Raw genomic sequence first — 13,455 nt, 5'->3', positions numbered from 1 at the left:
AAATGATGGAGCGGTATTTCAAGAACCTCGCGGACGCGGTCGGCGGCCCGTTGTACCTGTACAACATTCCACAGACCACCAAACAGAGCCTGCCGCTCGACGTCGTCGAACGGCTCTCCCAGCATCCTCTGATCGCCGGGATCAAGGATTCGGAACCCGACGGCGCGCGTCTCGAACAGTTGAGCCGGCAATTCGCCGGACATCCCGATTTCGCCGTGTTCTGCGGGTCGATCGCCTTCACCAGCCGCAGCATGCGCGCGGGCGCGGATGGCTGCGTCCCCGGCGCCGGAAACTTTGCGCCGCGCGCATTGCGTCTGCTGATGGACGCATTGAGTTCGGGCGACTCCGCGGCAGCGGACGCCGCGCAGCATCGCGTGGACACCATCAACGCCACGTACCAGAAGGGCCGAACCATCTCCCAGCTCCTTGCAGCGCTCAAGGCGATCATGGAAATACACGGGTTGTGCACACGTGCCATGCTTCCCCGCTGCTCGCGGCCGGCGATGCGGAGGTCGATGAACTGCGGCGACAACTCCAGCAGATCGCGAACCTGGCATGAGCAGAGTCGCCAAGCCGATCCTCGCAGTCACCCTGGGTGACGCCGCTGGCACAGGACCGGAGCTTCTGACAAGAGCCCTTCCACTCCCGGAGGTGCGCGCCGTCTGCCGGCCGGTTGTGATCGGAGACGCCGGCACGCTGCGCGCGGCTGCAGAAATCACGGGGAGCTCCGCAACGGTGCGCCGCGTGTCATCACCTGAATTCGCCGGCGATGATCCGAGTTTCATCGATGTTGTCGACCTCGCCAACATCGATGAGAAAACGCTCGTGCGCGGCCGGATCGACCCCACGTGCGGCCAGGCCGCGTACGAATGCATCGAGCGCGCCGTGGAGTTCACGCTCGCTGGAAGGCGCATGCCGTCGTCACCTCAGCCATAAACAAGGCGGCGCTTCATGCGGCGGGGCATCATTTTGACGGACACACGGAACTGCTGGCGGACCTTTGCGGAAAGCCTCAGGTGACGATGATGCTGGTGGCTGGGAATCTGCGCGTCTGCCATGTCAGCACGCATGTCTCCCTGCGAGAAGCGATTGAACGCGTCCGCCCCGAACGCATCGTTTCGGTGATCAGCATTGCGCACGCGGGAGTAAGGGAGCTTGGGATTGCGGAGCCCCGCATCGCGGTCGCCGGACTCAATCCGCATGCCGGCGAAGGCGGCATCTTTGGCGATGAGGAAATTAAATTCATCACGCCCGCCATCGAGCAGGCGAGCGCCCTCGGCTTCCGGGTAAGCGGACCGTATGCCGGCGACACCCTCTTTTTCCGCACGCTGCAGGGTCAGTTCGACTGCGCCATCGCGATGTATCACGACCAGGGGCATGTCGCAGCCAAGATGCTTGGAATCTGGCAGGGGGTGAACGTCACGCTCGGTCTCCCCCTTATCCGCACATCGGTCGAACATGGAACCGATTTCGAGAATGCCGGCACGGGACGCGGAGACCCGCGCTCCCTCGTGCAGGCGCTGCTGCTCGCAGCCACAATCGCGCGCAACCGCCTCGCCTCAACCGGTTCGGCGCTTCGCGACGTCGGAACCGGATCTACCGGAACCTTCGCCACTACGTGACTTCACATCGAGTTGGCACACTGTCCTCCGAACAAGCCGGAGAGTGATCTTTCACGAGTGACCAAGGGATATATACTCGCCGACGATTTGAGCGGAGCGCTGGAAGTCGGCGCATCGTTTCGACAGGCCGGAAGAAGTGTCAGCGTTCCGCTCGGTCGCTCCGTGTCCTCCCAAGACCTTGAGGTCATTTCCACTGAAACCCGCAACGCGTCGCCGCGTGATGCCGCATCGATCGTCAGCCGCCACCTGCTGAGCCGGAAAGCGGCGGGAAGCACGCTGCTTTTCAAGAAGATCGATTCGACTCTGCGCGGACCGCTGTCGGCGGAGGTGATCGCCGTGTGCGAGAGCCTGTCGCCGCCATTGATTGTTTTCTGCCAGCCAATCCCGCGGCGCGTCGCATTGTTCGCGACGGCGAACTCCTGGTGCATGGCGTGCGACTCAATGAAACCGAGTTTCGCAATGATCCCGCCTGGCCGGCCACGACCAGCAGCGTGGCAACGCTGCTCAAGAGCGTCCCCTGCCGCAGGCGCACCTGCCGCATGCGCTGCTTCGCGATGAGAAGGCGGTCGGCCGATTCCTGACGCACCATGCGGCTCGTGGTCCGCACCTGGTGATTGCGGATGCGGAAACGGATCAAGACTGGACCGCCTGGCCGCCGCCATTCGAAGCCACTGCCCCGCCGCGGTTCCCATCGGGGCCAACGGCCTGGGTGCTGCGCTGGCACGCCTGGACGCCCTTCCAGCCGCCCCGTCGGTTTCGCTGCCGAAGGGAAATTCACTCCTCGTCGTCTGCGGCAGCCGCCATCCGGCGAGTCATCGGCAGATCGACCAACTGGCCGCCCGTCGAAGCATTCCGATTGTCACAGTTTCAACGGACACATTTTCAGCATCCGCCACAGTGCACGCCCTCGCCGAAAGCCTGAAGGTCACCCGCGCCGCAGTGATGCGATTTGCGACGGACACCGCCCCGCCATCAGAGATTCTCCGCGCCGTCGGAGAAACCCTGCGTGCGCTCGGCCCGCAACCCGGGATCACCTGTTTTCTCACGGGAGGCGAAACCGCATGGACAGCCTGTCAGGCGTTCGGCGGTGATAGACTGGAGATCCTCGGCGCGCTTGAAAATGCCTGTGTCCTTTCCGTCCTCCGCGGCACAGGCGCCGATGCAACGCTGGTAACGAAACCCGGCGGATACGGAGATCCGGACCTGCTGCATCGCATCGTGTCGCTCATGCGGAGCAACAGCCTTTCATACCCGTCGCGTGACAGCTTTCCGGCTGCGGAAGCAGTCTGATTCCATCCACCTGCATGGGGTTAACGCCACCACAGCGGGTCGTCAGGAACATCCGTGCCCGCGTCCGCGAAGGCGCGCGCCTCGCGCCCAGACTGCGCGCGGATTGCGTCAGCTCCAGCGCGCGAGTGCGCAGAGCAAGCGTCATTTCCACGGACGACGGCCGCGGCTCCGGCAGCGGTCCGGCGAGCGGGCTGCCTGGCGCGTTTTTGCGGGCGAGGTCCGACATCTTGACGAAGCGGGAGCTCCATTCGAGTTCAGGCATGATCACGCTGTACTTGCGGTTGTCGTCCAGGGGATGTGGTCAGCGGGTCCTTCGTTCCATCAGCGCCGTGCATCACGCGCATGCCGGACCAGTCGTCTGGTTGTACTTCTCTCCGCCGCCAAGCAGGGTCACATAGGCCTTGATCTGCGCGCCGGTCAGGGCAACGAGCACGGTCTTGTCGCCGCGCTGGCCCCCGGCGACGAACAACGCATCACGTCCACGGGTCCCGAAGGCAGGGGCTGCGGATGATGTTGCCAACATGGCAGAATCCAAGATCCGAACCGGCGGCGCGCCGCAGCGCGTCCGCAGCCGGTACGCCTCCCGCTCCAGCGCACGGCCGGTTCCACCGCACGCACCTGTCTGATGTAGCCTGACACATACGGCAAACCGCCAGCGCCATCGTATCCGGGACGGACATGATCGTGCACGTCATTGGTGTGCAGAATCACGAGCCGTGTCGCTTTAGCCGGCAGGGCGCAGACCGCAAAAAGCAAACTCACGAGCAGCAGCGACCACGCCTGCTTTGGTGAATGATGGTGTTGATTCATGTGAAAATTAACTCAAGTTCAGCCTCGAGACCCATGAGGCGCAAGGCGCTTCGCTGAACTGAATTTTCCTTTGGAAATAAACTTCGATGCACAATTCCATCCCAAAGCGCGGACGGCGAGGGTGATTCTTATTTTCACGTTATTTCATTATTGATTTCACAATATCCCTTCACCTGACTCTTCGGCCTCATGATCATCCGCCACCCGCAGGAAGGCCAGAAGCTGGATGTTGCCGGTCTCAATGAAATCACCGTGTTGATCGACCGTTCTGAAACCGCACTCACGGAGGTTGCGATAAACGCCTGGACTCCCGGATTGGATGGCCCGCCCCACGTGCATGAGCGCAAGGAGCAGAACTTCCTGGTCCTCGACGGCCATGGTGAAGTGCACATTGGCGGTCGGACATTCCAGGCGGCAGCGGGCGATTTCTTTTACGTGCCCGCGGGCATGGTCCACCAGACCATCAGTCGCGATCCCGTGATGGGACTCGGTATTTTCTCTTCAACGCCTTTCTCGACGCCGACAAGGAAGGCCACGCGTCGTTTGCCGAGCACATCGACAAGGTGCGCGAAACGCGCCGCGCGCAGGCTGCGCAGCAGAGCGCTGGCAATACTCTGGCGACCGCCTCGGTGAAACCGTGCAAACACGCCGCCTTTCCCAAACGGGAGAATGCCTCCGCAACCATTCTGATCAATCGTGACGAAAGCGAGCGGTGTGAAGCCCTGGCGTGGCGGCTCGCTCCAAACGCTTCAGTCAACCTCGGCATTGATTCGAACAAAGAACAAGTCCTGTTCATCGTCGGCGGTAATGGCACGGTCAGCATCAAGGACGAAACCGCCCAGGTTCGAAAGTGGAACACGTTGTTTGTGCCGGCAGGCCAGGCGGCCGGATTCGTCGCAGGCCCGGCGGGACTTCAACTGGTTTCGTTCGGCTCGATCATCAAGCGTTGATGAGCCGGTTCCGGGTGTTCAGCCCAGGCAAGTCCGACCACACGCTTCGCTCGAACCGTGCATGGTCCTTGATTACAGAAAGCGGTCCGGCGTCAGGCAGGCCACTCGCCGAATCTGATCAGATGTGAATCGTCGGTTCTCCGCCTGGCACGAAGACCTCGTCTATCCGGTGAAACTTGCGAAACACTTCCTCCGCCTGGGCAAGGTCCTTCCGCACGATGTTTTCGTCGCTGTAGTCGCCCGCCAACGCAGGGTACCACAGCCACACGTCGAGATCATATTTGTCGGCAAGCGCCGACATCGCCGCATTCATCTCCATCTCCGGTCGCGGAAAACAAAGGCACTGGCCGGTGGCGGAGTCCGGGATTTCCCGAAAGAAAAGGCGGAATCAGCTCCACCGCATTGGCGCCAAACACGATCAGGTCCCGATAATACTGTTCCCAGCGATCCAGATCCCACGCGTCGTAGGAATTGGGTGTGAATCGATACCCCAGTTGGTGACCACGCAACTTGAGTTGAGGCGCCGCCGTGATGTCCAAGTCATCCGCCACGGCAATGCATCCGGGCCGCATGTGCAATCGGCGCAGCAACTGCCCGGCGCCGAACTGTGCGCCGCGGCCATCATGCCCAATCACCAGGAGGGCCGGCGATGGCACCCCGCTGAACGCCTTCACTCGATATCCCTCGGGGCGACCCGAGACGGCAAGTCCGCGCACGGAATCGGCGAAGCTTGCAGGCAGCGTCGCAAGCTCATTCTCCGTGCCCACCCAGATCACCGGATGCGATTCCGGCCACTCCTCGGACCTGGCCAATCGCACCTGCGTCCGAGCCTCCACCTCATCGATCAACAGAGGAACGGACATGTTGCCGGCGGATGCGAGGCCGGCGGAAAAGCAACGATCGCGGCGGAGAGGTCCATCAAGAACTGGGCGCATTTAGTTGCGGTCCGGAGTCACTGGCTCCCGGACCGCCTGCGCAACAGGCGTCGCGCGGGCGAATCCGGGTTTCGGTGAAGCGTTGGGCTGACGATGGAATCGCGCACTGGGTTCAACGGTCCGTTATCGCGCCATCGGGAAACCGCAGCGACTTGAAATCCTTCTCCTGATACGGGTACTTCGAGGCCACTTTTTCGTCCAGGTCGATGCCCAGGCCCGGTTTCTCGGGAAGCGCGGCATAGCCGCGTTCGTAATTGAAAAGCCCGCCAAAAAAGAGGTCGCGCCAGAAGGGATCCTGCCCGCTCCCGATTTCCAGAAGCCCGCAGTTTGGCGTGCAGGCGCAGACGTGAAGCGACGCAAGCGTGCTGACCTCGCTCTGCGGATTGTGGGGGGACACTTCGATCCGGAAGGTGTCGGCGAGCGCCGCGATCTTGCGCATTTCAGATATGCCGCCGACATGAACCACATCGGGCATGATGACATCCACCAGGCGTTCCGTGCACAAGGGCGCGAACTCGTACCGTGTGCACAGCCGTTCGCCCGTGCCCAGCGGCACCCGGGTTTGCGAGCGGATCTGCCGCACCTCGGAGATCACTTCACTCTCAAGCTGCGAGGCTTCCTCCACCCACAGCGGCCGGTAGGGCTCGACCTGGTTGCAGAACTCGATCGCCGCCACCGGGCTGGCCTTGGCGTGCATCTCCACGATGATGTCAAACTCCGGTCCGACAGCAGCGCGCACCTGGGCGAGCTGCGCGACCCCCTCCTCGATCGCCTTTCGAAAATCAACGCCGCGGCTCTCCACCGGAAAGAAACCGCCCTTGACGCAGGTCCATCCCTCGCTCTTCCGCTTCACCCAGAGATCAAGGGCTTCTTCGGGAGAGCTGACACGGCGTTTCTCCCGGTGGCTGATGCGCTGCAGGTGGCCTTCGTGACAGTACAGGCGCACTTTGTCGCGAGCGCGACCGCCCAGCAGCCGCCAGATCGGAAGTCCCGCGGCCTGGCCCAGGATGTCCCACAACGCGATCTCCACAGCGCTGAGCGCCGACATCAGCACGGGGCCGCCGCGGTAGCGCGGACCACGAAAAACGTCCTGCCAGATGCGCTCAATCTCCGTGGGATCCCTGCCCTTGAGGTGCCGCTTGAGTTCGCCGATTGCCGTGGCGACCGTCAACCCCTTGCCCGCGAGCGTGCCTTCGCCCAGGCCAGTGATGCCCTGATTGGTGTAGACCTTGACGAAAACAAAGTTCTCATCCCCACCGCCATCAACCAGGAATGTCTTCAGATCCGTGATGCGCAGATTGCGGACATCGTGCGTCTCCTGGGCGCGGGCAAAACCGGGCGCGCCGCAAAGGGCGGCACCGGAACCCGCCGTCACTGCAGCCTTGAGGAAATCACGTCGTTTCATGGCAGATCAAATTCAACGGCATCGGCAGAAAACTCATGCCTCAGCTCGCATCGTCTCGCAATCCCGTCGTCATGGCGTGCCTGAGGGAGGAGGCACGATGCGGTTGCGCAGACGCCCAAGTCCGGCGACTTCCGTCTCCACTGTATCTCCAGCGTGCACAATGAACGATTTCGTCGAGCCGGTGAAAATGACATCGCCCGGCTCCAGTGTCATGATCTGCGAGAGCTGGCTGACAGCTTCCGCTGGTGTGTGGAGCATGCCCTTGGTTGAATCGTGATATTCCGCCGAGACCTTTCCGTCCGCAGCAATCACGCGCAAGGTTGTGGACAGTTCGCGCCAATCAACACTGGTGTGTACTAAGGGTCCGAAGGGGGCCATCTTGTCACCCAGCTTGAGGCCGGCTTCGAGCATCGTGTCGCTGGACGGGGGAGTTTCGCGATGAGTCTGATAAAAATCTTGAGCGAAGCCAAAAATCTCCGTGCCCGTGCAAAAGCCGAAGATCGCGGCGCGCGCCTGCTCAGGCGTGAGATTGCGGCAGCGGCGTCCGATGATCGCCACCAATTCCACCTCGGCCTTGAGCGTGTCTAGTCCCTGGGGAACCGGCACGTCCTCTCCGGATGCGGCGGCCGCTGAAGGAGATTTCGCGAACCATCGAATCGTATCGCGCGCAGGCCGCATCCCGTTGCGGACATACGCCCCTGCCAGACCGATGATATTGCGCGGCGCCGAAGGCGGCAGGAGCCGCACCTTTTCGATCGCAACTCTCTCCCCCGTGGGTTTGCCGCCGGCCCATGGCGCCGCATCGAGGACATCCAGGGTGCCTCCTGTGAGGGATGCGAAATGACTCACGCCACCGTCATCTTCGAAGCGGGCGTACATGGCTGCCTCAAGATGCAGGAGTGGAGCAACAACAAGCGCGGCGGCGATCAGCAGCTCCGATTTCATTGGACGGGAACACTAGAAGGTATACCGCATGCCCGCGCGAAAATCGCTGCCGAAATCGTAGGACTGGCGCAGCCGGTATCTCTCTCCGATGTAGGTGTCGTCATACTCGTTCGTCACGTTCTTCCAGTTGGCAAAAATTGAGAATCTTTCCGACAGCTTCACGCCCGCCTGGAGATCAATGAAATACCGATCCGCCTGGTATTCATCCTCGCTGCCCGTTTCACTGCTTTCCCCGCCGAGGAGGGTGAGGCTTTCCGTCTGGTAGTTGTATGCGATTCGCGCCGTGATCCGACCCTTCTGGTAGGAAAGGGCCAGGTTGAAGATGCGGTCGGGCTGCTGGAAGAACGGCAGGTCCTCGCTTTCCCGTCCCGGCACGGTGACTTTCGATTTGATGAATGTGGCATTGGCATTCACGGAGAAACCGGCCAGCACGCCCTTGCCCAGGAAAGCACTGAAGGGGATCTGCGCCTCCAGCTCCGTGGCACGGCCGGTTCGTCCATCCACGCCCGGAGGAGCGACAGTCGTGCCGTTGAACGTCACATTGTTCAGGTTGGGCTCCACACCACGAATCGAAACAAAGGTGCCTTCACCCGCATTCATCGTCAAACCGATGCCGCCACCCGCGAGAGCGCTTCGGCAACATTTCTGTCCGGCAGATTGCCGACCGCGTCCGCGGAAATGATGTCCTTGAATTTCAGTGCGGTGCGCTTCTGCTGCAGCGCCTTCGCACGCCCCATTCGCGCGCCCTCGACGGTGAATGTGCCAAGCTGCACGACTTCACTGCCCAGGAGAACATTCAGCTCTATTGAGCCGCTCTCCGGCACCAGCACTTTCTCTGACTTGGTGTCATAGCCGATCGAGTCGATCAGCAGCGTGGTGGGACCCGCCGGCAATCCGCGAAGCGAATAGCGGCCTTCACGATCGGAAATCGTCTCCCGATTGGTCCCGACATCAAGAATCGATGCGCCGACGACGTAATTACCGGTCTTCGGATCGGAAACTCGACCGGTGATGTCACCGGCACGCAGGTTTGCCGCCGTCAGAACAAGAACAATCATGGCCAGCGAGCCACGGACTGGAATCAGTGAAGGAATGCCTGGCGTCGTCATAAGCTGTTGTTGGACCAGGCTCACTGTGGCGGAAAATTCCGCCAGGCGGTGCGGCTGGAAATTTTCGGGGTACTACAGGATCGGAGGTGTGGCGTGGTTGGCGATCCAACCGGTTTGAATCAGACGTGAAAACGTGGATGAAACTACTTCGTGTCAAGCATTGAAATAGACGATTTTTCCCGTGCCAGCGCGGAAGGGAATGCGACGGAGAAATGTTGCTCTCATGAAATTGCGCTACGCCGAAAAAACAGCGCACGGTTGGGCACGAATTCACGATGCCGGCACTTCTATGAAATAATAATATTTCATCAGTATGCCGGCAATGCCATCCCTCCTCCTTCACGCGCCCACGCGCGCGGTGCATTGCCGCAGGAATGCTCGTATCCAAAACAAAATACACTTCTCGAAAACAACCCGCGCAGCCCGCCGCTGGCGCGGCGTGCTTTTCACCGGCCCTCGAATTGAAACGCGTAGAGCGATGTTCCCCGCATTTTCATCACCAGCCTCACCGGTCGACCGGCCAGCGCCGATACGTCGGTGTGCGCGGGATGGCCGCTGCCGGTCAGCCATTCCACTGTTTTGGCAATGAAGTCACCATTGATGTAGACGCAGTTCTGCCATTCAAAGCCAGGGATGGGGGATCCGTCCTCACCAACAATGCCAATCTGGGCATAACCCATCGCGCCGGTGTCAATGTTGAGCACAAGCCGGTTTCCCTGGAATCTAAACGGTTTCGTCGTGAGCGTCGCGAGCCGGTCATACGCTGACTCCGCCGCGACGAAACCATCGAGGCGCTGAACCGCCCGATAGACAGCGTCGCCGCCCGGGGCCGGCTTCACCGGCGAATGATAATCCTCCCTGCCAAAAAAGTACTGCCAGATCTCATTGCCCCGGCGAACCATGCCTTCGCCCATGTACACCTGATGAAGATCGCGTCCACAGATGCGACCCGCCGGAATGTAGGCGGGGCTGGGCAGCCGCCGCCAGTGAATGCCGTCACGACTGACCGACATTTGAGTTTCCACCTGCCCTGAGCCCAGCCCCCGTACCGGATCCATCAACGCTCGCCGCGCCGCCGGCAGTCTGGGTTGCTCATAATCGAAGTAAAGGGATGGAAACGCCAGATAGGTGTCCGTCGCCCACGGGTATTTGCCGGCCTTGGGCACATAGATGCCGCTGCCTGCCGGATCGATCGCTGGATCGGGTGCAAACGAGGTCGGCAGCTCCACCCCAAAATCGCCGGGAGTGAGCGGGCCGTTGTCCAGCCACCAGGGCTGTGGCGAACGCAGTGGACGGTTCTTCGCGATATCCCAAACCTGCTCCTGGGACAGGAAGGTCACGGGCCACGGGTGAAAAATATCGCGCGCTTCCGACCGCACAAACTCGCGCTGCGTCCCACCCTCCAGGCTCATTGGAAATCCCGTCCGGTGAAAACCGACGTACAGCCCGCGCTGGTCGTCATAGTACAGGCTGGATTGCGAGCCCGAGCGAAAGGGCAGCACCGCGGTGCGGTGCCGGCGCCAGGTCCAGCCATCGGGCGAGGTGTACAGGTAGACGCCGCGACCCTCGAGCCCGCTGACATACTTCCAACGATATTCCGCCGGACCATTGAAGTCGATGATCGGCCGGCCCAGGGGCGCGGGTTCCGCAATGACGACATTCCTTGCATCCTTGTGATGCAGACCCGTGTCCGGAGCCGTGAAATGCAGGCCGTCGTGCGACGTGTGCACGATGAGATAGTCGTCGATTCCTCCATTGTAGATTCGGATCAGGCCATCCGGATCCTCGATGACCGTGAGATGCTTGCGAAAATGAGATGAAATCCTGAGATCCACGCGATCAATTCGTCGAGGCGGCTTCACCGCAAACTCAACGTTTTCACTTCTCGCAATCAATGAACCGTCGATGAACAGGCACTTGCGCTGTCCAAGCGGAACAACCGTCTCCGCAGCAGAATCCGGTGCGAACAGCAGGGGAGGTCCGCGCTCCAGCTCAACCATGGGCTCAACGGGTGCGAAGCTCTCCGGCGGTTCAAATGCACGCGTGTAGACCGCTCCACGGGAAATGCGCAGCTCATCGATCGCACCCGGAAGCGCATGCCGCCACGCGCCGTCTCGTCCAATGCTCATGTAGTCCTCGCTCCCCTGTGGCAATCGGTTCAGTGTCACACCTTCCGCCTCGGCACGCTGCTTGCCGTCGAGAAACAGCACAAGGCGCATCGACGCTGAGTGGTGCACCAATGCGAAATGATGCCAGCTCGGGGACAGCGCGTTTCCGGAGGAGGCTTCAAGGACCGTCTCGACCGCCGGTCCACCGCTCATCTGTTCAATGCTCATCGCGCCCAACTGCAGATTGCAACCGATCCGGGTGAAGAGTTGGTTTTCGCCCCTCGGTCCGGTGCCAACTTCAAGCAATGTTCCCCACGCCGCCTCACCGCGGGCGCGCCCCCAGAATTCCACCGTCCAGTCAAAATTCCCGAGATTCATGTCGGTGTGCGTCGGACGCACAAAGCTCACCTGTTTCCGGAGGTGATTTTCTCCGGATGTCATCAGCGCTGTGAATTGGTTGTTGCGCCAGGTCAGAGGCTCCTGGGTGCTACCCTTCGGAATGGGAAAATCGCCGAGAGCGGCCGTTTCCTCACCCTGGCTCGGAATCTTCGTCGGTGGATATGGCACTGTCGAAACTGCATTCCCAAACCGCCCTGGAATCACGCTTCCACCCAGACCCAGCACAAGCGGTGCGTCCAAGCCGGCACTTGTGTCAAGGGGTGTGCTGGGGTACACGCCCGCAGGCTCATCAAACAGCCAGAGCGCGACGGTCTCGGGCTTCCCGTGCGCGCCCGCTTGAAGCAGCGCAAGGGTCGCAAGCGTCCACAGTCCGCACCGCATCTTGTCCATGGGAGAGAGCCGCGCGTGAAATCGGTCAGGAATGCGGCGTCAATCGTGCAACCGAGCCGCCTTCCACCAAGCGGGGTTCAATCAAGACGCGCGCGGGTGCGGTATCCGCGCCGCTCCGGTCGGCCATGCGCCAGCGCAATTGCTCGACGGCGCGTCGCCCGATGCTCTGGGCGCGAATGTCGATGGTCGTGAGCGACGGATTCAATCCGACAACCAACGGGCGTTCATGATTGATGGAAATCAGGCTGAGATCCCGCCCAACCTGCTTTCCACGCTGGTGAAGCGCATGATAAACCTGCACGGCAATGCTGTCCGCAGTCACCACCAGCGCGGTCGGCCTTTCGGCCTCGGGAAGCGCGGCCCACACGTCAAGCAGGGGCAGAATTTCATCCGGACTGGTGATCGCGGGCAGCGGCCACCTCACCTCCCTGGATGACGCACTTTCAAAAATCCGCAGCTCCATGCCCAGTTGCCGCATGTGAAGCGCCAGCGAGTGCTTGACCCCTTCCGATCGAGTCTGTCCGGGCCTGGGATGCAGGTAGCCGATCCGCCGGTGTCCCCGCGCATACAAATGTTTCGCCACCTGGGCGGTTCCCGCCTCACCATCGGAGCCGCACATGTCGCCCTCCGCGGACTCCGGCTTGCCAAGCAGCCAGATGTGGGGAATCCGGTTGATGGCGTCGACCAGCTTGGGGTTGGCGCAAGCCCGCAGATCGCCGAGAAGCGGACACTTCAGGATGAGGCCGTCGACCTGATTGTTGGCCAGAAAAGCGGGAACCCGATCCGCCTGCGGGACGTTGGCGAGCATCAGGTTCAATCCCTCTTCCGCCATCGCCAGTTCGACGCCGTGCAGAACCTCGCTGATCACCGGCAGGTGCGTCAGCGAGTCGTCCATCCCCATCAGCAGCACTCCAATGTTGCCCTGCTGCCTGCGAACTCCACCGCGGACATTCCCACCCGTCTTGCGATGCCGTCGCAGCGGCTTGTAGTTGATCCTGCCGACAGCATCCAGCACCCGCTGCCGAATCTCCGGACCCACCGCATCAGGCGTGTTGAGCACGCGTGAAACCGTTCCCACCGCCACTTTCGCCGCAGCCGCCACATCCAATACGGTGACTTTGACAGGTTTGCTCGCAGGGTTCGATTTCACGATTCAGCCGTACGTTTCTCGCTTTCCCAGGGCAAGTCTATTTGTGAAACAAAGGCAACTGGCATGTATTTCATATGACTTTTCTGAGACCCGCGCAACCCGCACTCAGAATCCAGAAGATTGGATGGTGCTGCAGAAAATCTTAAGCTGATATGTAATATCATGTTATATGACGCTTAGAGCCAAAAATATCATTCACGGTCAGTGGTGGAATTCATAGCAAAGATTGCGACTTCGACACGATCTGTCCCAGTCGATTGCGATTTAAGCATCCATTATTTCCTATTATTTCACATAACAAAGGTATCTGGAGGTTCACCCTTTAACGGAACTCCAGCAGTT

At 61.0% G+C, this 13,455-nt stretch carries 14 protein-coding genes and 2 pseudogenes; 7 read left to right on the top strand and 9 right to left on the bottom strand.

All coding sequences use genetic code 11. The features are described 5' to 3' along the window. Positions 1–5 precede the first annotated feature (5 nt). From HS122_08020 to HS122_08000, 5 genes and pseudogenes are all read left to right on the top strand, one after another. Complete coding sequence (locus HS122_08020; GenBank protein ID MBE7538342.1) at positions 6–599, top strand: dihydrodipicolinate synthase family protein; 594 nt, start codon at positions 6–8, stop codon at positions 597–599. Beyond that, a pseudogene (gene pdxA / locus HS122_08015) lies at positions 556–1,622 on the top strand (4-hydroxythreonine-4-phosphate dehydrogenase PdxA). The gene HS122_08020 and the pseudogene pdxA overlap by 44 nt, the downstream one beginning before the upstream one ends. Positions 1,623–1,628: 6 nt before the next feature. Beyond that, positions 1,629–1,940 (top strand): annotated as a pseudogene (locus tag HS122_08010) (hypothetical protein). A gap of 20 nt (positions 1,941–1,960) precedes the next feature. Then, on the top strand, positions 1,961–2,203 hold the full coding sequence (locus HS122_08005; protein MBE7538341.1) for a hypothetical protein: 243 nt from the start codon (positions 1,961–1,963) through the stop codon (positions 2,201–2,203). Beyond that, positions 2,196–2,912, top strand: a complete 717-nt coding sequence (locus tag HS122_08000) for a hypothetical protein (GenBank protein MBE7538340.1) — start codon at positions 2,196–2,198, stop codon at positions 2,910–2,912. Before HS122_08005 ends, HS122_08000 begins: the two co-directional genes overlap by 8 nt. Before the next feature lie 334 nt (positions 2,913–3,246). Here the strand turns inward: HS122_08000 and HS122_07995 are convergent, their stop codons facing one another. Further along, positions 3,247–3,435 (bottom strand): hypothetical protein, encoded by a 189-nt coding sequence (locus HS122_07995; protein MBE7538339.1) that lies wholly within the window; start codon positions 3,433–3,435, stop codon positions 3,247–3,249. 476 nt (positions 3,436–3,911) lie between these two features. On the opposite strand from HS122_07995, the gene HS122_07990 reads away from it, so the two are divergent. Both HS122_07990 and HS122_07985 read left to right on the top strand, forming a co-directional pair. Continuing rightward, a complete protein-coding gene (locus HS122_07990; protein MBE7538338.1) occupies positions 3,912–4,355 on the top strand; it encodes a cupin domain-containing protein in 444 nt (147 codons plus the stop codon). After that, complete coding sequence (locus tag HS122_07985; GenBank protein ID MBE7538337.1) at positions 4,352–4,672, top strand: hypothetical protein; 321 nt, start codon at positions 4,352–4,354, stop codon at positions 4,670–4,672. Before HS122_07990 ends, HS122_07985 begins: the two co-directional genes overlap by 4 nt. A gap of 118 nt (positions 4,673–4,790) precedes the next feature. On the opposite strand, the gene HS122_07980 is transcribed toward HS122_07985, so the two are convergent. The 8 genes from HS122_07980 to HS122_07945 form a co-directional block, all read right to left on the bottom strand. Further along, on the bottom strand, positions 4,791–4,973 hold the full coding sequence (locus HS122_07980) for a hypothetical protein (GenBank protein MBE7538336.1): 183 nt from the start codon (positions 4,971–4,973) through the stop codon (positions 4,791–4,793). Beyond that, complete coding sequence (locus tag HS122_07975) at positions 4,948–5,535, bottom strand: hypothetical protein (GenBank protein MBE7538335.1); 588 nt, start codon at positions 5,533–5,535, stop codon at positions 4,948–4,950. The genes HS122_07980 and HS122_07975 overlap by 26 nt, the downstream gene beginning before the upstream one ends. A 184-nt stretch (positions 5,536–5,719) precedes the next feature. Then, positions 5,720–7,012, bottom strand: coding sequence for a hypothetical protein (locus tag HS122_07970; GenBank protein ID MBE7538334.1), 1,293 nt, complete (start codon positions 7,010–7,012; stop codon positions 5,720–5,722). A gap of 69 nt (positions 7,013–7,081) precedes the next feature. Next, complete coding sequence (locus HS122_07965) at positions 7,082–7,957, bottom strand: fumarylacetoacetate hydrolase family protein (protein MBE7538333.1); 876 nt, start codon at positions 7,955–7,957, stop codon at positions 7,082–7,084. A gap of 12 nt (positions 7,958–7,969) precedes the next feature. Then, positions 7,970–8,557: a TonB-dependent receptor gene (locus HS122_07960; protein ID MBE7538332.1), complete on the bottom strand. Its 588-nt coding sequence runs from the start codon at positions 8,555–8,557 to the stop codon at positions 7,970–7,972. Between the two features lie 2 nt (positions 8,558–8,559). Continuing rightward, complete coding sequence (locus HS122_07955; GenBank protein ID MBE7538331.1) at positions 8,560–9,090, bottom strand: carboxypeptidase-like regulatory domain-containing protein; 531 nt, start codon at positions 9,088–9,090, stop codon at positions 8,560–8,562. 422 nt (positions 9,091–9,512) lie between these two features. Continuing rightward, a complete protein-coding gene (locus tag HS122_07950) occupies positions 9,513–11,963 on the bottom strand; it encodes a hypothetical protein (GenBank protein ID MBE7538330.1) in 2,451 nt (816 codons plus the stop codon). Between the two features lie 25 nt (positions 11,964–11,988). After that, on the bottom strand, positions 11,989–13,113 hold the full coding sequence (locus HS122_07945; GenBank protein ID MBE7538329.1) for a LacI family DNA-binding transcriptional regulator: 1,125 nt from the start codon (positions 13,111–13,113) through the stop codon (positions 11,989–11,991). Positions 13,114–13,455 lie beyond the last annotated feature (342 nt).

This window comes from Opitutaceae bacterium (genome assembly GCA_015075305.1).
Taxonomy (GTDB): Bacteria; Verrucomicrobiota; Verrucomicrobiia; order Opitutales; family Opitutaceae; genus UBA6669.
This window is presented reverse-complemented; position numbering and strand designations above follow the sequence as displayed.

Coding starts and splice junctions, on each gene's coding strand:
- HS122_08020 (MBE7538342.1), top strand. CDS start 6: ATGGAGCGGTATTTCAAGAACCTCGCGGACGCGGTCGGCGGCCCGTTG.
- HS122_07995 (MBE7538339.1), bottom strand. CDS start 3,435: ATGTTGGCAACATCATCCGCAGCCCCTGCCTTCGGGACCCGTGGACGT.
- HS122_07990 (MBE7538338.1), top strand. CDS start 3,912: ATGATCATCCGCCACCCGCAGGAAGGCCAGAAGCTGGATGTTGCCGGT.
- HS122_07980 (MBE7538336.1), bottom strand. CDS start 4,973: ATGTCGGCGCTTGCCGACAAATATGATCTCGACGTGTGGCTGTGGTAC.
- HS122_07975 (MBE7538335.1), bottom strand. CDS start 5,535: ATGTCCGTTCCTCTGTTGATCGATGAGGTGGAGGCTCGGACGCAGGTG.
- HS122_07970 (MBE7538334.1), bottom strand. CDS start 7,012: ATGAAACGACGTGATTTCCTCAAGGCTGCAGTGACGGCGGGTTCCGGT.
- HS122_07965 (MBE7538333.1), bottom strand. CDS start 7,957: ATGAAATCGGAGCTGCTGATCGCCGCCGCGCTTGTTGTTGCTCCACTC.
- HS122_07960 (MBE7538332.1), bottom strand. CDS start 8,557: ATGAATGCGGGTGAAGGCACCTTTGTTTCGATTCGTGGTGTGGAGCCC.
- HS122_07950 (MBE7538330.1), bottom strand. CDS start 11,963: ATGGACAAGATGCGGTGCGGACTGTGGACGCTTGCGACCCTTGCGCTG.